The 21091-nt window shown below is 46.2% G+C and carries 19 protein-coding genes; all 19 read right to left on the minus strand.

Annotated elements, in window-relative coordinates:
* Nucleotides 1–49 precede the first annotated feature (49 nt).
* Nucleotides 50–1144 carry a helix-turn-helix domain-containing protein gene (locus tag G9G57_RS20855; protein WP_153794924.1) on the minus strand — a complete coding sequence of 365 codons (1095 nt, stop codon included), beginning with the start codon at nucleotides 1142–1144 and terminating at the stop codon, nucleotides 50–52.
* A 30-nt stretch (nucleotides 1145–1174) separates the two neighbouring features.
* On the minus strand, nucleotides 1175–1948 hold the full coding sequence (locus G9G57_RS20860) for a DUF3388 domain-containing protein (RefSeq protein ID WP_013370747.1): 774 nt from the start codon (nucleotides 1946–1948) through the stop codon (nucleotides 1175–1177).
* Nucleotides 1949–2177: 229 nt separating this feature from the next.
* Nucleotides 2178–2432, minus strand: a complete 255-nt coding sequence (locus tag G9G57_RS20865) for a DUF3243 domain-containing protein (RefSeq protein ID WP_016821001.1) — start codon at nucleotides 2430–2432, stop codon at nucleotides 2178–2180.
* Nucleotides 2433–2534: 102 nt separating this feature from the next.
* Complete coding sequence (gene ymfI / locus G9G57_RS20870) at nucleotides 2535–3302, minus strand: elongation factor P 5-aminopentanone reductase (protein WP_016821000.1); 768 nt, start codon at nucleotides 3300–3302, stop codon at nucleotides 2535–2537.
* 20 nt (nucleotides 3303–3322) lie between these two features.
* Nucleotides 3323–4603 (minus strand): EF-P 5-aminopentanol modification-associated protein YfmH, encoded by a 1281-nt coding sequence (yfmH, locus tag G9G57_RS20875; RefSeq protein WP_019687011.1) that lies wholly within the window; start codon nucleotides 4601–4603, stop codon nucleotides 3323–3325.
* A gap of 2 nt (nucleotides 4604–4605) precedes the next feature.
* Nucleotides 4606–5886: an EF-P 5-aminopentanol modification-associated protein YfmF gene (gene yfmF, locus G9G57_RS20880; protein WP_164965503.1), complete on the minus strand. Its 1281-nt coding sequence runs from the start codon at nucleotides 5884–5886 to the stop codon at nucleotides 4606–4608.
* A 160-nt stretch (nucleotides 5887–6046) separates the two neighbouring features.
* Nucleotides 6047–6898, minus strand: a complete 852-nt coding sequence (sleB, locus tag G9G57_RS20885; RefSeq protein WP_107734221.1) for a spore cortex-lytic enzyme — start codon at nucleotides 6896–6898, stop codon at nucleotides 6047–6049.
* Nucleotides 6899–7123: 225 nt separating this feature from the next.
* The gene (locus G9G57_RS20890; protein ID WP_107734222.1) at nucleotides 7124–9805 is read right to left on the minus strand and encodes an FtsK/SpoIIIE family DNA translocase; all 2682 of its coding nucleotides are present in this window, start codon (nucleotides 9803–9805) and stop codon (nucleotides 7124–7126) included.
* 103 nt (nucleotides 9806–9908) lie between these two features.
* The gene (locus tag G9G57_RS20895) at nucleotides 9909–10121 is read right to left on the minus strand and encodes a YlzJ-like family protein (protein ID WP_019687008.1); all 213 of its coding nucleotides are present in this window, start codon (nucleotides 10119–10121) and stop codon (nucleotides 9909–9911) included.
* Nucleotides 10118–10966, minus strand: coding sequence for a ClpP family protease (locus G9G57_RS20900; RefSeq protein WP_164965504.1), 849 nt, complete (start codon nucleotides 10964–10966; stop codon nucleotides 10118–10120). Before G9G57_RS20900 ends, G9G57_RS20895 begins: the two co-directional genes overlap by 4 nt.
* A 229-nt stretch (nucleotides 10967–11195) precedes the next feature.
* Nucleotides 11196–12875, minus strand: a complete 1680-nt coding sequence (locus G9G57_RS20905; protein ID WP_013370737.1) for a ribonuclease J — start codon at nucleotides 12873–12875, stop codon at nucleotides 11196–11198.
* 345 nt (nucleotides 12876–13220) lie between these two features.
* Entirely contained in the window at nucleotides 13221–14102 is an 882-nt protein-coding gene (dapA, locus tag G9G57_RS20910; RefSeq protein ID WP_016820993.1) for a 4-hydroxy-tetrahydrodipicolinate synthase, read from the minus strand.
* A 41-nt stretch (nucleotides 14103–14143) separates the two neighbouring features.
* Entirely contained in the window at nucleotides 14144–15361 is a 1218-nt protein-coding gene (gene dapG / locus G9G57_RS20915) for an aspartate kinase (RefSeq protein WP_017427947.1), read from the minus strand.
* A gap of 36 nt (nucleotides 15362–15397) precedes the next feature.
* Complete coding sequence (locus tag G9G57_RS20920; protein WP_016820991.1) at nucleotides 15398–16435, minus strand: aspartate-semialdehyde dehydrogenase; 1038 nt, start codon at nucleotides 16433–16435, stop codon at nucleotides 15398–15400.
* Between the two features lie 134 nt (nucleotides 16436–16569).
* Nucleotides 16570–17163, minus strand: coding sequence for a dipicolinate synthase subunit B (locus G9G57_RS20925; RefSeq protein ID WP_016820990.1), 594 nt, complete (start codon nucleotides 17161–17163; stop codon nucleotides 16570–16572).
* Nucleotides 17160–18059, minus strand: a complete 900-nt coding sequence (dpsA, locus tag G9G57_RS20930; RefSeq protein WP_016820989.1) for a dipicolinate synthase subunit DpsA — start codon at nucleotides 18057–18059, stop codon at nucleotides 17160–17162. Before dpsA ends, G9G57_RS20925 begins: the two co-directional genes overlap by 4 nt.
* Nucleotides 18060–18250: 191 nt before the next feature.
* Nucleotides 18251–18697 carry a dUTP diphosphatase gene (dut, locus tag G9G57_RS20935; RefSeq protein ID WP_016820988.1) on the minus strand — a complete coding sequence of 149 codons (447 nt, stop codon included), beginning with the start codon at nucleotides 18695–18697 and terminating at the stop codon, nucleotides 18251–18253.
* The gene (locus tag G9G57_RS20940; RefSeq protein ID WP_017427946.1) at nucleotides 18681–19940 is read right to left on the minus strand and encodes a M16 family metallopeptidase; all 1260 of its coding nucleotides are present in this window, start codon (nucleotides 19938–19940) and stop codon (nucleotides 18681–18683) included. Before G9G57_RS20940 ends, dut begins: the two co-directional genes overlap by 17 nt.
* Nucleotides 19941–20006: 66 nt before the next feature.
* A complete protein-coding gene (locus tag G9G57_RS20945; protein WP_017427945.1) occupies nucleotides 20007–21014 on the minus strand; it encodes a polysaccharide deacetylase family protein in 1008 nt (335 codons plus the stop codon).
* Between the last annotated feature and the right edge of the window lie 77 nt (nucleotides 21015–21091).

Consider the following 21091-nt stretch of genomic DNA (forward strand, 5'->3'; position numbering starts at 1 on the left):
CTGACTTTCCAAGAATTACAGTCATTAGTATTTCCCCTCAACAAGGCGTTTATTCACCATCAGTAGTTGTACTAGAATCTGTCCCACTTTGTGGAGTATCCGTACTACCATTTGTCGTCGTATCCGTTGAACCCGTCACCCCAGTACTCGCTCCAGTGGAAGAAGCTTCCCCTTGCTGTATCAACACCCGAGTCGTCGATTTATTATCGGTTATCGGTTGGCCGGCGACGGAAATATCCGTGGCAGAAGACCGTCCTGATTTGATATATAAGCCTTCTGGACCGATATCGAAAGACATGGCATCTCCACTTTTAGTCATACCATAGCTCAGCTTTTCTCCACGGGAATTTTGTCCCTTGTACACCTCAAGCCAGCTTTCGCCCGTTGCTTTAATATCAACCTTGACCGTGGCCCCCGTTGCACTGGAGACTTTGAAGATCGTCGTCTTGCCTTGCTTACCATCCTGAGCCACAGTTACTCCCTGCGCTGGCGTAGTCGTATCCGGCTGCTGACCAGGATTTGGAGTAGTCGCATCTGTAGTTCCCGTACCACCTGGCTGGGTTTCCCCGGTTTTTCCCGTATCAGGGGTCTGCCCGCCAGCACCATTTGGTGCCGTTGTCTGACCATTATTCGGTGTCGTAGTTGTATTTGGAGTAGACGTGTTTGGTGTCGTACTTGGCGTTGTGTTAGGTGTTGTACTTGGTGTACTTGGTGTTGTAATCGGCGTTGTATTTTCTGCTGTTTTTGGAGTGGAATGGTTGTTACTCACCCAATAAGCATAAATAACCCCAACAATGAGAACTAGAAAAAGCCACATTAACGCTGTAGGCAACCATTTAAGATTGCCAATCGTCGCGGGACGGCTGGAGCGTTTTTGTGTAACAGGCTCCATGACTGCTTCCGGTTCAGGTTCAGGCACATTGCTTTGGTGCCCTTCCAGAAGCTCATCGGGATTCAACCCAACCGTTTCGGCGTATGTTTTAATAAAAGCTCTGACATAAAAGCTTCCCGGCAGCACTTTGTAATCGCCCGTCTCAATGGCTTCCAGATAACGTTTGCGTATCTTCGTCATTTCCTGAACATCGTCAAGGCTCAATCCTTTTTGCAGCCGGGCCTCCTTTAATTGCTGACCCAGTTCTGACATGTCATCATCTCCTTGTGTAATTACACTTATTTAAAGATCTTCTGTATAACTGGCTGTAAAGGTATCATAAATAATTTCCTCAGCCGGATTATTGCGAAGTTCAATAATGATATTGAAATCGTCAAAGCTGTATCCCGATTCACGCACAAATACATCAGGATGCTCAATCACTTTGGTACTTGGCATGCTCATAATTTCCTGAAGCAGGTGATAATGTCTTTCATTGGATCGAATGGTACTCACAATGCCGTCAATAATAAACACATTGTTGGGATTCATTTCTTCCTCAGAAAGCTGACTGCGTACCGTCTGTCGTAATAACGTCGACGACACAAAAGTCCAACGCTTCATTGCACATACACTACTGGCAATAATGGATTCCGTTTTACCAACACGCGGCATTCCGCGAAGACCGATTACCTGATTGCCATCCCTCTTTAATACTTCACCCAAAAAATCGACCAGCAACCCAAGCTCATCACGTGTAAAACGGAAAGTTTTACGATCATCCGAATCCCGATCGATGTAACGGCCGTGTCTTACTGCCAATATATCGACCAGTCTCGGAGCACGTAAGGCCGTGACTGTAATGTTGCTGGCTTTTTTCAACGTATCTCCGAGAATGCGTATTTTCTCGTCATCGTCTGTTTCGAGAAGCATCCCCCGTCTTTCGCCTTCAACACCGTTAATCGTCAGTATATTAACCCCCAGAATACCAAGCATGGAAGCAATGTCCCCCAGCAGTCCGGGTCGATTTTTATGTATCTTGTATTCCATGTACCACTGTTTTGTCTCTTCCGTCACGTTAGCACCTCATTCACATTCAAACCGTCAACAATGCCAAATCAAAGCCTTATTGTATCATAAGATAGCATCATTCGACAAAACCCAATTATTGAAATTCGATAGGCTACAGTGTGTTGTAAGCCTCAATCACGTTTATGATATATAAATTACAATGGAATTACAAGAACAGCTCTGTAACCATTACAGAAAAGCCCCCCAAAAGGGAGCTTTTCATGTTGGTTCCTACTTATGCGTTGCTCTTAGCTAATTTAACCATTAGCCGGGCGATGGTGTGACGTTCGTCCTCATCGGCAACTCCCCACAGTTCTTTCAGTGCGCGGTTGGAATGGTTGGCTGGATCGACCTTCTCATCCAGAAAATCACCGATTTCGTAAGCAAGCTCCGCAATGGTATCTTGACTGATTCCCAGCTTCTCTGCTTGCTCTACACGCTGACCAAGGAACTTTTTCCAAACATCAAAATTCTGAACAACTGTTGACATACTTAAATCCTCCTTAGATGATTCAGATTTAAAATCAACAGTTGTAATATGCTCTTCACAGACGCTTACTATACTGGTGGATTCCTCCAAGCGCTGTTTTCCTTACGTCACCCATCCTCCGTTAGGACTTATGACCTGGCCATTAATATAACCTGACTCAGGAAGCGCAAGAAAATAAACTAGGGACGATATTTCATCAGGCCGTGCCAATCGTCCGGCAGGGATTTCTTCTTCCAAACTGTTAATTTCGCCTGCATCCAAATGATCCAACATTGATGTGTCTACCGCCCCTGGAGCCACAGCATTCACTGTTACGCCAGAAGGCGCAACCTCTTGAGCCAGTGCTTTAGTGAAAGCGTTAATGCCTCCCTTGGTAGTGGAGTACAATACCTCGCACGAAGCTCCACATATGCCCCACACAGACGAAACATTCACAATGCGGCCATAGCGTTGGGAAATCATATGCGGCATAAAAACCTGCGTACACAAAAAAGTTCCCTTAACATTCACGGCCATCACTTCGTCCCATTCCTCTTCCGATACATCTGAAAGCAGCCCATAATGAGATAATCCAGCATTATTCACTAGAATATCTGGCTTCATTCCGTGATTATCCAGCTTTTCCCGCATACGTTCAATCTGCTCCTTACTCCGCAGATCGGCTGAAACAGTCATTACCTTGCCTGAATAAGTCATGCAACGACGGGCAACTTCATTTGCTTTTTCATGGGACTTCATGTAGTGAATGACCACATTCATCCCTACTGCTGCAAAACGCTCGGCAATAGCCGCACCAATTCCACCACTTGCTCCTGTAATCAGCACAGTCGTATCGCCAATAGCCTTTAACTCTCCGCCCTCGGTGGTCATCGGTTCCCTCTCCCTGGACATTACGGACTCACCACCAGCGATATTGCCATTTGATCCCACTTTATATGATCTTTCAGACGACGGTTTACATCCTCAAGCGTGATACTTTCATAAACCGGAAGCAATTGAAAAAAATCACTGCCGCGGAAGCGATGTCTTGTAAACTCATGCGCAATATTTTCGGGAGAATTGAGAGTGCGTAGATAACCGCCGATCTTCTTTTTACGCGCTCGTTCAAAATGTTCTGCTGCAAACCCCTGCTTCTGAATAGACTCTACCTCTTCTCGTATCCTAGCCAACAGCCGATCAGGGTCTTTGGTATCCCCGCCGATCGCAGAAAATGCATACTGTTGCGTACTATTGTACTCATGGCCAAAACTGTCCGAAATCAGGTCCTCATCGTAGAGCTTCTGATATAGCTGTGTACTGGAACCAAACAAGAGATCAAGCATCAGCTTGGTTTCCAGATCATGACGTAGCAAAGCTTCTCCCGTTAGACCTACTTCAGCCTCCTTGAATCCAAACAGCAACTTTGGCAAAGAAACAGCCAGCTTTACCTCATGACGCGGCTCTGCAACCGTTGTGGGTTCATCATCGAAAATCCGCTCGATCTCCCCCTGCGGCTTATAGTCTTTTTTCGCCTGATTATTACGTACCAATTCGATTACTTCGGCTGGATCCACTCCACCTACTACAAAAAGAATCATATTACTTGGATGGTAAAAAGCTTCATAGCAACTGTACAATGTTTCCTTCGTAATCGTACTGATGGATTGAATAGTACCTGCTATATCAATATGCACCGGATGGACCTTGTACAATGCCTCAATCAGACCAAAGTAACTCCGCCAGTCGGGGTTATCTTCATACATATTGATTTCCTGGCCTATAATGCCTTTTTCCTTCTCCACATTTTCATCTGTAAAGTAAGGATGCTGAACAAAATTGACTAGTGTGGTCAAATTCTCTTGAATGCGTTCGGTTGCCGAAAACAGATATACAGTCTGATCAAAGCTCGTAAATGCGTTCGCCGATGCTCCATTAGAGGAAAAGGTAGCAAAAATATCGCCTTCGGGCTCTTCAAACATTTTATGCTCCAAAAAATGAGCTATGCCATCCGGCACCTTGACGGACTGTTGACCTTCTACCCGGAAATGATTATCAACCGAGCCATATTTAGTTGCAAATGTGGCATACGTCTTCTGAAAGCCCGGTTTGGGCAACACATAAACGTGCAAGCCATTATCCATTACTTCATAGTACAGCGTCTCCTGCAAGTGCTCATACGATATATGCTCCAACGCTATTCCCCCTTCTGGTCTCTCAAGAAATAAATAGTGTCCAGTCGGAACGTCCGGGCGGCATCCTGAACATCCTGCACCTTGACTGCCTCCACCTGGCTCAGCAGCTCCTCGACCGTCCGCTCTTTGCCGGAAAGCTGTCTGTTAAAATCATAGGCAATCATCTCAAAAGCGGAGTCCTGCATTTCCTTTAGCAAGTTGCGTATCATTGCCTGCGTTTGGGTCATTTCTAGCTCGGTAATTGCTCCATTTTGTGTATCTTCCAGTTGCTTGCGGATAATAGTAACCGCTTTTTCATAATTAGGAATTTCGATACCGGATTGTATTGTGCCAATGCCTTTATGCCCGTCATAGCGTGACGAAGCATAGTACGCCAAACTCTCCTTCTCCCTCACATTGACAAACAGCTTTGAATGCGGATACCCACCCAGAACGCCATTGTACATTAATGCAGAAGCATAACGTTCATCGCCATACGTAATAGAGGTTCGTAGCCCCATGTTGAGCTTGCCTTGGTTTACATCAAGACGCTCTACTATAGTTTGAACATCACGTTCTACCGATTTGGGCTGTTCAGGTACATATCCCGTTTCCGCCGAGCAGTTTAATTGAAAATAGCGATCCACAAACTTTTCAACTTCTTCCAGCGTGGTATCTCCCACGACGTATAAATCCATGCTGGCATTATTCAGCCAGTCTCCATAAGCCTCATACAAATTTTGTGCATTTATGCTGTCCAGATCTGATCGTTGACCAAGAGGATGCAGACGATAAGGCTCATCTTTGCACATCTCCTCCATACAGCGCTCCCCAGCATAACGTATTTTATCGTTAACTATAGATTCCAGCTTCTTACGAACATTTTCTCGTTCCTGCTGTACATATCCCGTTTGAAATGCACCGTTTTCCAATGCAGGCTTCGTCAGAACCTCTCCAAGGAAAGAAAACGAACGATCCAGCAAACTATCCGGACTGCTTACAAAGTTGTCATTAATTGTATCCATGCGAAATTGCACGATCTGATAATCTCCACGTTTGTATACATCGAATCCAAAACCCGCGCCATACAATTGTTCTAACTGCTCTCTAAATTGTGTAGTCTGCGGATACGATTCTGTACCCCGACGCAGAACGAAAGGCACCAGTCCTACACGAGTTACAGTTTCCTCACGTAGCGGAGTACCTACATACAACGATATGGCGAACGTCTTAAAGCGCTTGGTGGGCAGTACATGAATCCTTAGTTGTCTGCGTGTGCCACGCTCGAAACCTGTTTTGTTCAAGTCCAAAACTCCTTTGTGACGTCAATTTGCGTCTAGCCTTTGATTAGCAATAGTTACTGTACATCTTTTTCCTGTAAAGAGGTAAAGTGTACCAATCTTTATTCTAACCATGCAAAAGCCAAGAAGCAACCGGAGACAAGCTCCCGGCTGCTTCGGCGTTTTACATGCAGAAAATATGTTCCCCGATGGTTTTCACCTGCGGACGGCTCCAAATCCATTTGGAGGTAGCTGTTTTAGGGTTAAAATAATATAGACATCCTCCGCTTGGGTCCCAGCCGTTCAGGGCTTGACGTACCGCCTTTTGTGCAGTCTCATTCGGCGTGAGCCAGATTTGGCCGTCTGCTACAGCAGTGAAAGCCCCCGGCTGAAAGATTACCCCAGACGGTGTATTCGGAAAACTTGGCGACTTGACCCTGTTCAAAATAACAGCCGCCACGGCAACTTGTCCTTCAAACGGCTCACCGCGGGATTCACCATAGACCGCATTGGCCATGATTTTAAGATCGTTTTCAGACAGTCCCATGGTGTTGGCTGATCCCATCGTTTCCTCATTTTGATCAGATTTATCGTTTTTGTTCGCTGCCTGTCCCTGATCAGAACCTTGATTATTACGATGCATAGGCGTTTCCGTCGGCTTCCAGTGTGGAGTAGCATTCACCAGCTTTAATTTGGTTTTCGCACCAACCACTCCATCGGGTCTGATACCAAACTCCTTTTGAAAACCCTTTACAGCCTTTAGTGTACTGCTGCCAAAATGGCTGTCCACTTTTCCACCAAAAAAACCCAGCAGCTTCAATCGTGATTGCAGTTCATATACATCCTGGCCATAAGTGCCAAAATCAACCGCTTCTGAACTGAATGTCGGCTGAACAGGCTGCGCCGCTGTTACTTTCTGCTGCGTGCTTGGCGACTCTACTCGCTGCTGTACAGAGTCGTTTTTAAAAAGTCCTGTGTACGTAATAGCCGAGGCTGCGAGGATACCCGTGCAAATCCAGACCATTGTTTTTTTCATATGCTGCGCTCTACCTTTCTTTTGTGGGATTAACAGGATGGCTACGTTTATTATGACAAGCTCCGCTAGAAGCTATTCACCCTTTTAATCTTCTTTGAGCAGGCAGTTCCACACCTCAAAAAAACATCACAAAAAAACGCTATTTGCGTGCATGGAGTTGTCATATTTAACAACTCATCATGCGTACAAACAGCGTTTAAATGGAATGCTGATAAAAGATAATGCTCAGGAGCTAACTTTATTTTGCTGATATTGTTCCATTGAGATAAGTACCTCACGGGGCTTACTTCCCTCGTAAGGACCGATGACACCGCGGGCTTCCATGGAGTCAATCAGTCGGGCAGCACGTGTATAACCGATCCGCATACGGCGCTGAAGGAGCGAAACGGAAGCTTGTTTAGCCTCCAAAATGATGTTGACAGCCTGATCATACAGCTCATCCAGCATTTCATCCGCATCAGTGGATACCTCTTCCACCTCAGGCACAAGCGTTTCATCATACTGAGCTTCCCCCTGTTCACGCACATAGTTAACAATGTTTTCCACTTCCTGATCACTCATAAACGCTCCCTGAACGCGGACCGGTTTGGAAGCCCCCATCGGCATGAACAGCATGTCACCACGTCCGAGCAGTTTCTCAGCACCGCCCATATCCAGTATGGTGCGGGAATCCACCTGCGAAGAAACGCCGAAGGCAATACGTGAAGGAATATTGGCTTTAATAACCCCTGTAATTACATCAACCGAAGGTCTTTGTGTTGCAATAATCAGATGGATGCCTGCTGCACGCGCCATTTGGGCAAGACGCGCAATCGCATCCTCCACATCTCCTGCAGCAACCATCATTAAATCTGCCAGCTCGTCCACAATAACGACAATGTAAGGCAGAAATGCATCCGGGTTATCCTTCATCAAATTGTTGTAGCCCTCAATATTACGGGTGCCTGATTTGGAAAACAACTCATACCTTTTTTCCATTTCAACTACGATTTTCTTCAATGCCAGTGAGGCACGCTTGGGATCAGTCACGACCGGAGCCAATAAATGGGGGATTCCGTTGTACACGTTCAACTCCACCATCTTGGGATCAACCATCAGAAATTTCACCTCATCTGGCTTCGCTTTGTACAAAATACTCGTGATAATCCCATTGATACACACCGATTTACCCGAACCCGTAGCTCCAGCTACAAGCAGATGGGGCATCTTAGCTAAATTACCAACAATCGTTTGTCCTGCAATATCACGGCCAAATGCAATCGACAAATTGGAAACTGATTCCTGGAAAACTGTCGTTTCCATTACCTCACGCATGGTTACGATAGAAACTTCATTATTCGGAACTTCTATTCCTATGGCGGACTTGCCGGGAATAGGTGCCTCCATACGGATATCCTTTGCAGCAAGCGCAAGTGCAATGTCATCCGTCAGACTTACAATCCGGCTAACCTTCACGCCAATGTCCGGCTGGATTTCATAGCGTGTGACGGCTGGACCACGTACAACCTCCAGCACTTTCGCCCGAACACCGAAGCTTTCCAGCGTGGCCTCCAGCTTGCGTGCTGTTTGCATGTAATCCTTTTGTCCCATACCTTTGCCTGCATTTTGCGGTTTGGCAAGCAAACGGAACGATGGAAGCTTGTACGGCTTAGGCGGTGGTGGAGCTGGAATAGCTACATTGTTCCCTTCAGCTTCTTCGCCTGTCAATCCATTAGCAATCGTCTGAGCCAGTTCCTGAGCTTCTTCTGATGTCCCATGGATCGTTGCCGAATCATTTATATTTATATTCGTATTCGCATCGGCATCCATAAAATTACTATCCAGAGGTTCATCAATGGAATCGTTCCGCACTCCACCTGTCAGGGAGTCTTCAAGTTCAGCCTCTGATCTTTTTTCCTCATTTTTCACTTGTTCGAAGAAGTCCCTAATGATTGGCGATCTTTTTACCGGAATTGAGGCTTCCTGCTCAGCGTGTTCGATTACGTCAGACAGCTCTTCTCCCTGATTGCCATTTCTCCACTGAGGCTGCACGTCACCAGCCTCATATAGAAGATCATGTTCATCTTCATCCGCATGTGCAGTTTGCTCTTCCTTGTCCGCCTTATCTGTATTTTTAAGGCCAAACAACTGAAAGAAAATTGGCTGCTTACGTGCTGGAGGCTGCATTTCATCAAAATCATCATCCATATCCTCTTCATAGGCAGGAATAGGCTCAGATTTGGGTTTTCTATTTCCACTGCCTTTGCTAGATGCAGAAAGCGGAGTGGCTTTACCAGTCCATTTTTTCCGCACGCTTCCCCCGGCTGTCAGTAGCTTGGTCTTTACAATCCGCACTAAATCCACATAAGACAGCTGGGTCATCAGCATAAAACAAATGACGAACATGACAATCATGATCAGCTTAGCTCCTGTGAGACCAAACAGCCACAACAGAACGGTAAGCTGTAATGCGCCAACGTAGCCCCCGCTAATATCCTTATTCAGCATCGAGGTATGGCCTTGCTGATCAGGCGACAGCAACTGCTCACGCATATCTATATGTATCTGGCTCATCACTCCGCCCGGCTGAAGCGCGTTAATCGGTCCCAAACGCTGCTCCATAGATGAAATAGAACTCATAAGTGTAAAGGCAAATACCAACAACAGCAAACCCGTCTTCCGTGAGTTCCACTGGTTCGGCCACTTGCGGTGAATCATCACCATCAGACCATAATAAATGCCAATCAGGGGGATCACAAAATAGAATTTCCCCAGTACAAGCCCAAACATCTTGGATAGCGACCGACCAACTGCCGCTTCACCCGATAACGCAATGACCGCCAATGTAATCAGCACAATGCCGTAAATTTCATATTTTAAAACTCCGCCAAATATGGCTTTCTTTTTTCTTTTTCTTCTTCTGGACATACAAGGTCACCCCCCAGAAGAATATTATACCACGTCACTCGCTATCCGCACATATGTTCTTTTTCAGCAGCAAATGACCTATTTCTGTACTATTCGACAGCTTCTATGACCACTCAATGATCTGACCTGGTCCATAACGAGGATTGAGGTAGGCATCCAATGGACAGTCCAAGAGCCTTACTATGATCCCCCGACGACTTTCAAGCGGCTGTACCTGCATAAGTAGACCATCTACCCGGACCTCTACAAGCTCCTCTGCCTCCTTCCACATACCTTCCCACACCAATTCCATTGGCATTACAGTATATAGTGTCATTGGGGCAGCTCCTTGCTGTGCTCACTTGAAAGGGTTCCTGTAGGGGTCCCTGTGGCATTGGGCGAAAAAGGTGCATAAGAGGGCTGCTGTGGAGTCCCTGTCATGCCGTTCTGCTGACGGCGCGTCTCAATGATGGTATTCAACTGTTTCAGCGCCTCTCCTATACCACCAACCGCATCCATCAAACCGTATTTTACTGCATCAATTCCTCCGACCGCTGTACCAATGTCGCGGTTTAATTCACCAGTTTTGAACATCAGTTCCTTAAACCGCTCTTCTGTAATGCGAGAATGAGAAACGACGAAGCGGACGACACGCTCCTGCATTTTTTCCATATATTCAAAAGTCTGTGGGACTCCGATGACCAGGCCGCTCATACGAATTGGATGAATGGTCATCGTCGCACTCTCGGCAATATAAGAATACGTAGAAGATACAGCAATCGGCACACCGATGCTATGTCCACCTCCTATAACAATGGTCACTGTTGGTTTACTCATCGATGCGATCATTTCTGCAATAGCCAGTCCTGCCTCTACATCACCACCAACTGTATTCAGCAAAATCATTAATCCTTCGATACGTGGGTTTTGCTCTGCCGCTACCAACTGCGGAATAATATGCTCATATTTTGTTGTTTTGTTTTGAGGCGGTAAGATGAGGTGTCCTTCAATCTGACCGATAATCGTCATACAAAAAATATTGGACTCGCTTCCGGGCATGGAGGTTTGACCCAGCTGCTGTAAAGCCTCCATAGCAGGTAAAACGGGTCTTTGTCCAACCTCTGGTTGTTCTGGCGCTTCCGTTTCCTCGTTGCCAGAAGATAAATTGCTGTAATGTTCCATATGGGTGATCTTCCTTTCGCTATACGCATCTATGTGCCCCGTCTTCACCCTATAGTATGGGATGGAAATGGAATATTTTATACCCACCTCCATGCCTTTCCTCGACCCTAAAATCAAAAAAAGCCTCTCTTTCCGCGGAAACCGTCCAATATTTCCTGCGGGAAGAGAGGCGACTGTGTGCCTGTGACTTAAGTTTTTAATTCAAGTTTTTGAACATATTTCAATCGAATCACACTTCCATTATAATTGGCAGAATCATCGGTCTGCGACGAGTTTGCTCATACAAGAAGCGACCTAGTGCATCCTTGACATTTGTCTTCAGGGAAGCCCATTCATTTACATTTTCACTCATGAGCTTATGCAGTGTACTTGAAACAATACGATTTGCTTCATCTAGCAAACCTTCTGATTCACGAACATACACGAAACCACGGGAAATGATATCTGGGCCTGACTTAATCGTGCCATCTTGCTTGCTCAGTGTGACAACCACTACCAAAATACCGTCCTGTGACAACAATTTGCGGTCGCGCAACACGATATTTCCTACATCTCCTACACCTAGTCCATCGATCAGTACGTTACCTGCTGTAACTTTACCAGCTCTGCGTGCTCCGCCATTCTGAATTTCAATGACTTCACCGATATCCGTGATAAAGATATTTTCAGGCTCGATACCTACTCCTTCAGCCAGAAGAGCGTGACGACGTTGCATTCTGAACTCGCCGTGAATTGGCAAGAAGAATTTTGGTTTCATCAGATTCAGCATCAGCTTGAGTTCTTCCTGGCTGCCGTGTCCAGAAACGTGGATACCAGGATTAGCTGCGCTGTAGTATACATTGGCACCCAGACGGAACAGCTCATCAATAGTGCGTCCAACATATTTTTCATTACCTGGTACCGGAGTAGCTGCGATGATCACTGAGTCCCCTGGAAGAATATCTACCTTACGATGCGTAGAACGAGCCATTCTTGTCAAAGCGGACATCGGTTCACCTTGACTACCTGTGCAGAGAATAACTACGCGATCCGCTGACATTTTGCCCACTTCTTCAGGCTCAATCAGCATTCCATCTGGAATTTCCAAGTAGCCCAAATCAGAAGCAATACCTACGACATTAACCATGCTGCGACCAATCACCGTTACTTTGCGTCCGGTTGCCTCAGCAGCATTAATGACCTGCTGAATGCGATGTACGTTCGAAGCAAAAGTGGCTACGACCACACGCTGTCTCGACTTGCGGAAAATATCTTCCAACACAATGCCAACGCTCTTTTCCGAAGGTGTAAAGCCCGGTTTTTCGGCATTGGTACTGTCTGACAATAAAGCCAATACGCCACGTGTGCCAATCTCAGCCATACGCTGCAAATCTGCATATTGTCCGTTCACCGGAGTATGATCAAATTTGAAGTCTCCTGTATGAACAACAGCGCCTTCAGGAGTATCAATGCAAACACCTACTGAATCAGGAATACTATGGTTGGTTTTGAAGAATGTTACTTTCAATGTGGAGCCCAGTTTGATTTCGGAATCAGCATTGATCAAAATACGTTTGGTTTCACCAAGCAGATTCGCTTCCTTCAGCTTGTTTTCCACCAGTCCCAGCGTCAATTTGGTACCATATACAGGTACATTCAAATGTTTCAGCACGTAAGGCAAACCGCCAATATGGTCCTCGTGACCATGAGTCAGCACAATGCCTCTTACTTTGTCGCGGTTCTCTGTAAGGTAGGAAATATCAGGAATAACGATATCGATGCCAAGCATGTCCTCTTCCGGAAATTTCAGACCGGAATCCACCACGACAATGTCATTGCCGTATTGAACGACATACATATTTTTCCCGATTTCACCGACGCCGCCCAAAGCGAAAATCATCAATTTATCGTTGTTTGTTTTTTTAGACAAATGAATCTAAACCTCCTATGGTAGTTGGACGTCGTACCTTGATTTGTTATTTAATTTTCAAAAAAATACCGCACCCAGTCACTTGACCCCATTATACATGATTAAAATACGAAAAAACAAGTCATCCTGTTCGTTACGCTAGGTTTCCCATTGCCTTCCCAAACCATAAGTAAGTGTCATTTTATCTACATACCTGATTAACAGCATAGCAAAAAGGACGTTCTATAAGAACGCCCTTCATGCCAGAGGACCTTGTCAGACAATAACCGAGTCGGTGTTGCACCTACCGACTGCCCTTAACAAGGGTACTCCTTATATTTGTAAACATCTTACAGCTATTTCTTTTTAGCGGGTAAATAAATTCTTAATAAACTTCGCTTCATCTTCGGTAGGAGGAATAAGCGGCAACCGAACTGAACCTACCTTAATCCCTCGTAATTCTAATGCATACTTTACAGCCACCGGATTAGGTAGAGGATGAGGACAGCCGAACATGCCCTTAAAAATTGGGAACAACTGCTGATGCAGTTTGGCTGCCTCCTGCGCGCGTCCCCCTACAAATGAATCCAACATCCGCTTCATTTCTGCACCTACCACGTGGCTCGCTACGCTGATAATGCCATAAGCACCTACAGCCATGGCTGGCAGTCCGGATGCATCATCCCCGGAATAAACCAGAAAGCCTTCTGGTGCTGACGCTGCAATCTGTGTGACCTGTGCAAGTGATGCACATTCTTTGGTTCCTACAATGTTCGGAATTTGTGCAAGTCGCAGTGTCGTTTCAGCTGTTAGGCTGGCTCCGGTACGGCTTGGAACATTATACAGTATAGCTGGAAGGGATGTGGAGTTTGCAATACTTTTGAAATGCTGATACATCCCTTCCTGATTCGGTTTATTATAATATGGCACTACCAGCAGCACACCGTCTGCTCCCGCCTGCTCCGCAGCACGGGTGAGATGGATGGAATGACGTGTATTATTGCTTCCCGTCCCGGCAATAATTTTACATCGCCCAGCTGCTTTTTCTACAACAAATGCAAACAACTTAATTTTTTCATCATCGCTCAGGGTAGGAGACTCCCCTGTTGTTCCAGATACAACAAGTGACTCTGAATGCTGTTCTTCTATTAAGTAATCAATCAACGAGGACAATGCAGTCCAGTCAATCTCTCCTTGCTGATCAAAAGGTGTCACCATTGCGGTAATCAATCTGCCGAAGTTCACCATGCTGCCTCCTTTTTTTGCAAGTCCGAGCACGGACAATGCGCCTATTGATGGAGTTCAAATTTATTATGCAATGCGCGTACAGCCTGCACCATATCTTCCTTTTTAACAAGTACCCAGATCGTGGTGTTGGAATCTGCCGATTGAAGGATCTGTACGTCTGATTCTGTCAATGCCTCCACAATTGTCGCCATAATACCTGGTACCCCGTTGATACCACCGCCTATGACCGAAACTTTAGCACATCCGGCCAGTATCTTAGGCTCTAGTCCTAAACCGTTAAGTACTTCAACCGCTTTGCTTCCATCATTATCAAATACGGTATAAACCGCCCCTGATGGAGTTACGTTAATAAAATCAACGCTGATTCCATGTTCAGCCATAGATTTGAACACTTGTAATTGCAAGTGCTCCAAACCTGACTTTAATTCAACAGTAATTTGAGTAACATTGCCGACATACGCAATACCGGTCACGAAACGGTCTACGATATCTGCCTGCACGTCTTTAAAGCCTTCTCGGTGGGTAACCAACGTCCCCTCTCCTTCGGAGAAGGTTGAGCGAACCCGTACCGGAATATTCGCCTGCATGGCGATTTCAACAGCACGAGGATGGATCACCTTGGCTCCCTGATGAGCCATATTACAAATTTCTGTATAGCTAACATGTGCAAGCGGCTTCGCATTTTCCACAATACGCGGATCAGCGGTTAATATACCATTCACATCTGTATAAATATCCACCATATCTGCATGTAGAGCAGCCCCCAGCGCCGTAGCTGACGTATCGCTGCCTCCCCGACCAAGGGTAGTCATATCACCATCAGCAGTTTGTCCCTGAAAACCTGTCACAATGACAACTCTGCCTTGGTTCAGCTCTTCCACAATTCGGTCTGGCTTGATATCCAAAATGCGAGCATTGCCATATTGATCATCCGTAATAAAGCCTGCCTGTGCTCCAGTCAGCACCGTAGCAGGAATACCTTCCTTCTCCATCAGGCTGCATAACGTAGCGGCAGAAATGATTTCACCACAGCACAGCAGTAAATCCCGCTCGCGCTTAGGAAGACTGTCACCGTTAGAAGCCGCCCAATCCAGCAGCGTGTCCGTTGCATAGGGCTCTCCTTTTCTCCCCATGGCCGACACAACAACAACCAATCGAAGATTTTGCTCCAGCTCCCGCTTCACATGTGCCAGCACAAGTTGACGCGCTTCAGGTGTGGACAGCGAGGTTCCCCCAAATTTTTGCACCAAAATACCCATTATTTTTCCCCCATATTACTCCCTGCTTTAGGAACGTTACTCCGCCTTTGCAGCAATAATTTCCGCGATTTGCACCGCGTTCCATGCCGCTCCCTTGAGCAGATTGTCGGATACGACCCACAAATTCAATCCACGGCTATTGCCCAAATCACGACGTACACGCCCTACGAATACGTCAGGTTTTCCAGCAGCTTCGGATGCCAACGGATAAAGCTGGGCAGTAGGATCGTCTACCAGCGTTACTCCAGGTGCGGAAGCCAGCAGATTACGAACTTCTTCTAGATCATAATCATTTTTAAGCTCTACATAGACAGATTCCGAGTGACCATATACAACAGGAATACGAACACACGTTGCCGTTACGTCTACAGAATCGTCACCTAGTATTTTTTTCGTTTCGCGTACCATTTTCATTTCTTCCAGTGTATAACCATTATCCTGGAATTTGTCAATTTGCGGAATAGCATTGAAAGCAATCTGATGCTTTACTGGCAACGAACCTACCGGCAGCAGATCTGGCTGAACTTCATCACCGTTAAGAATGGCTGCGCTTTGACGATTCAATTCATCAATAGCACGGCTTCCAGCGCCGGAAACGGCCTGGTACGTGGATACTATGATACGAGAAATGCCATACTGATCATATAATGGTTTCAAAGCAGCTACCATCTGAATGGTGGAGCAGTTCGGGTTCGCGATAATTCCCTGATGCTCGGCAATTTTGTCGCTGTTCACCTCAGGTACTACAAGAGGAGCTGTCGGTTCCATTCGGAATGCGTTGGTGTTGTCAATGCAAACTGCCCCATGACGAACAGCATGCGGCGCCAGTTCCTTACTCACGTCTCCGCCTGCACTAAACAAAGCAATGTCGATTCCTTCAAAGCTGTCGGGGGTAGCAATCTCTACTGGAATCTGCTGACCTTTAAAGCTAATTAACGTGCCGGCAGAACGAGGCGAAGAAAGAAATTTGATTTTGTCCACAGGAAAATCGCGTTTTTCCAGCAGATTTACGATCTGTTCCCCTACAGCGCCTGTCGCTCCAACGACAGCTACATTAAACTTTCTATTGCTCATCTGGTGTATCTCCCCTTCTCGACTAAAAAACCATTTTTTATTCTGAAAGCATCCACCGTCAACAAGAAATTAGACCCGATGGATTATCGAATCATCTTCTAGGCGAGGGATGCTCAGCAGTTAATTATAGTACTTCATGGGGTCTTGCGTTCCACAATCATCGGCTGAATCTGCCTGCCCTGCAATGCTTCATAGGCAGCCTCGGGAATCAATTCCATATTGGCTACAAGCGAGTTCGGCTTTTTAACTGGATTATCCTGTCCGAACGGCACAAAAAAGATGTTCTTGGCTACTAGTAACTTGGCGATATTGGCAGCATTTAGACCAAGTCCATCATTAGTAGATATGGCTAAAAGAAGTGGACGGCCGTTGCGTAATTGCGCCTTGGCAGCCATCAAAACCGGACTGTCCGTCATCGCATTCGCTAACTTGCTCATCGAATTCCCCGTCAAAGGTGCAATCACCAGCACATCGAGCATTTGGGAGGGTCCCAGTGGCTCAGCCTCCACAATTGTAGAAATGATATCATTCCCTGTTATATCTTTCAACTGTTTTTGCCAACTTTGCGAAGTACCGAAGCGAGTATCCGTTGTTAGTACGGTATTGGATATAATGGGAACGACCTTCGCACCCTCATCAACAAAGCGCTGTATAACAGGCATTACCTCTTCAAATGTGCAATGTGAGCCTGTAATAGCATAACCTACCGTTTTCCCTTGCCAACTCATTGTGCATCCCCCCGATCAGGATTATCTTCCATTAACAACTGCACCAGCGTATTCGCTATAATGGTACCAGCAGTTTTGGGAGCAACAATACCGGGAAGACCGGGGGCAAGCATAGCCGTAATTCCACGCTTTTCCGCATACCGGAAATCACAACCGCCTGGGGCGGAAGCAAGATCTATAATCACGGTACTCAGTGGCAATTTAGACAGAATTTGCGCTGTGATAATCATAGAGGGTATCGTATTAAAAATCAAGTCAACTCCCTTTGTCTCATTCGCTAAATCCCTTGTCATAAAAGGCTTCCAACCCATCTCCACGGCTCTCGCTGCATCCTCCGCCCGCCGTACTCCAACTTTCACTTTGGCTCCCAACCCCTGTAGTGCCCTTGCCATGGTAAATCCAGTCCGTCCCATGCCTAGAACCATACAATCTGCACCATGGATCGTAAAATCAGTATGCTGAATTGCCATCATCAGTGCGCCTTCAGCCGTAGGTATAGAATTGTATATGGCCACATCATCTCTCTCCAGCAGCTCAACCAGCTTCAATTCATGCCTGGTACAAATTTCTTTTAAGTACGCTCGCGCCATCCCTGTATATACAACGCAATGCGGTGGAAGAGCAGCAGCATGCTCATTCAGAAACTGGAGCTTTTGTGCTCCGAAAAGTGCATTCACGTTGCCTTCCTCATCGCATCCCACCACTGGCAGAATCAGTGCGTCTGACGATTCCAGCAGCTTGACAGACAATGGCTCTAATGTAACTCCTTTGAGTGGTACTTCGAGCTTGTCAAAGCCGACCACAGTGACAGTAGCATCCATGTCGACACATTTGCGGATTACCTCAAGCTGCCTCGCATCGCCACCCAAAACAACGATGCGCATTCCTGTTAGCATCCGGATCACTCCTTTCCGAGACACGATATGCTTTTATTCTATGCAGATGCCCGGGAAGGGGTGAAAAAACACAAAAAAGCCGCCCCTCTACGGAACGACTTTTATGTGTATGCTTACTCTTAAGCGAGTAATATTGAAGCTTCCTACAAAATGGACAATTGTATTACACTGCATGCAAGTGAACCGTAGACTCAGCGTCCTGTATGACCAAAGCCTCCAGCACCGCGTACAGTTTCAGACAAATGGTCTACTTGTTTTAACTCCACCTCAGGCACAACCTGAAATACCATTTGTGCAATTCGCTCATTGCGCGTAATGGTGAACGGTTCCTCGCCTAAATTGATAAGAAGCACCTTAATCTCTCCACGATAATCTGCATCAATCGTTCCAGGCGTGTTAAGACAAGTAATACCATGCTTGAGAGCCAGTCCACTACGCGGACGGATTTGTGCCTCTAATCCTGCTGGCATGGCTATTGCAAATCCAGTTGGAATGAGACAACGTTTGCCAGGTTCCAGAACCAAATCCTCCTGTACTGCTGCATACAAGTCAAATCCCGATGCAAGCTCTGACATTTTGCGGGGGAGCTCAATATCTTCATTGCCCCCGAGTCTGTTAATTTCAACGTAAGTTAACAAAATAGTCCCTCCTCATATCCTTAACCGCTGAATCGCTCGCTCCGACCATTGACAGAGCAAACGGCTCCGAAAACATCCGATCCAGCACTTTGTTCACATCATCAGCCGTCACTTGTTCGATGTGTTCGATCATTTGATCCAGCGTATAATGCTGACCCAACATTAACTCATTTTTTCCAAGACGGTTCATTCGGCTACCCGTACTCTCAAGGCTTAAGATCAGACTTCCTTTTAGCTGCTCCTTGCCTTTACGAAGCTCATTAGCGTCCAAACCATTGATAGCCACATCTCGTAACAGCTCCAGCGTCAAATCGAGCACATCCTTTGTTTGCTTAGGAGCGGTACCTGCATAGATTGTGAACATTCCACTATCGGCATGGGAGCTATGATAGGAATAGACCGAATAAGCCAGTCCGCGTTTTTCACGAATTTCCTGAAATAAACGTGAGCTCATGCCCCCGCCGATCGCGTTATTCAGCAAAACCATAGCATACTGGAGATCGTCGCCTATTGCAAATCCAGGCAGAGATAGACAAATATGATTCTGCTCCGTTGCTTTCTCATGGTACAAGAGCTGACCGTTAAACGCAGGTACTGTCAGTGGCGAAACGGTTCCGTGATTATCGAAATGCCCAAAATGTTGCTCCAGCAATTCTACAAGACGATCGTCAACATTACCAGCTACACTGATAACTGTATTGTCGATTGTATAGTGCTCCTTCATATAATGGCTGAGATGTGAGCTATCCATAGCTAGCAGGTGATCTTCGGTTCCGAGAATCGGATAAGCCAGTGGGTGTTCGCCATAGGCCGCCCGAGATACAAGATCGTGCACCATATCATCCGGTGTGTCCTCGTACATGGAGATTTCCTCCAAAATCACATTTTTCTCTCTTGCGAGCTCTTCCTGATCCAATTTGGAATTAAAGAACATATCAGACAGTACATCGACTGCGATCGGTAGATGCTCATCTAGCACTTTCGCATAATAGCACGTATATTCCTTCGAAGTGAAAGCATTAACATTTCCTCCGATGGCATCGAATTGCTCAGCGATTTCCTTAGCACTAAAACGCTCTGTTCCTTTGAAAAGCATGTGTTCAATAAAATGAGAAATACCGCTATTGTCCGGTGTTTCGTTCCGGGAACCGGTTTTAACCCAGATGCCGAAAGAAACAGAACGCACGGTTGGAATTTTTTCGATGACCACTCTTAGGCCGTTTTTGAGTTGAATTCTTTCCACGCTTGGCCCTCCTAAACTGAATTGCATACTTTGCCATAATGTTCAATCCTAACAGAAAAAAGACGTTCACTCAACCGGAGCTGGTAGCTGCCGATCAGGGGAAAGCGTCTGACTGACAGTTCCAAGCACAAGTCCTTTACTACGAATGGCATGAATCATACCTTTGAGAGCAGCAGCCGAGGAATCTGTTGGGTGCATCAATATCAGGGAGCCTGACTCAACCTTGCTGTTGATTTTATGAACCACCGATTCCGGTGACGGATGTTTCCAATCTACGGTGTCCAATGTCCACAACACAGTTTTGAGTCCATGCTCTGCGGCTATATCCACTGTTTGTTGATTAAAATCCCCCGATGGAGGGGCAAACCAATTATTTTTGACACCCAAAGTTTCTTGAAGAAGCATTTCCGTCTTTTCGATTTCTTGTACGGCTCTGGCTCGGCTCAAACGACTCATATTGGGATGAGAATAAGCATGATTCGAAAGCTCATGCCCTCTTCTTTGAATTTCCTTGGCAAGTTCAGGATTTTTCTTCAGCCAACTTCCATCAAGAAAAAATGTAGCCTTAACCCTCTCCTGATCCAATGTATTCAGTATAGGCACGATAAACTCATTCCCCCATGCTACATTGATCATGAAGGATACCATCGGTTTTTCAGGATTGCCCCTGTAAATGGGGACATTCCCCAGTTGATTTAAATGTATTTTGGGTGCCAATTGGCGATATACATATTGAATAGGCCGATCTGGAGCTGCAATGGCTTTGCGATATGTAGCATCCAAATCGACTTCCAGTCCGTTATAACCTGGAATAGCCTTCCATACCCTGTCGACCTTGGCATCAACTGGTTCTCTCCGCTGACGTGCTGCTTCTGTCCTTAGTCGCTGCATAAGCGCATTATCAGGCAAAGCTACCACCGCCATCGTGGGTGTAGCTTCAAGCTCTTCGGCTCCTGTAGCGTTTCCATTGCGTAATTGACTAGCGTAGTCACGAACCCCGCTAAACTGCCCGATTACCAGTGTGACGGCTAAAGTGGCTACCACCCACACCGCTCGTTTCACCCTACTCATCATTCCTTCATCCTCCCGCTCGTTTGTCCACATTGTATGCGGGGAGGACAAGATCTATGACGTAGTAAGCTATAGAAGCC

The organism is Paenibacillus sp. EKM211P (assembly GCF_011066175.1).
Lineage (GTDB): Bacteria > Bacillota > Bacilli > Paenibacillales > Paenibacillaceae > Paenibacillus > Paenibacillus polymyxa.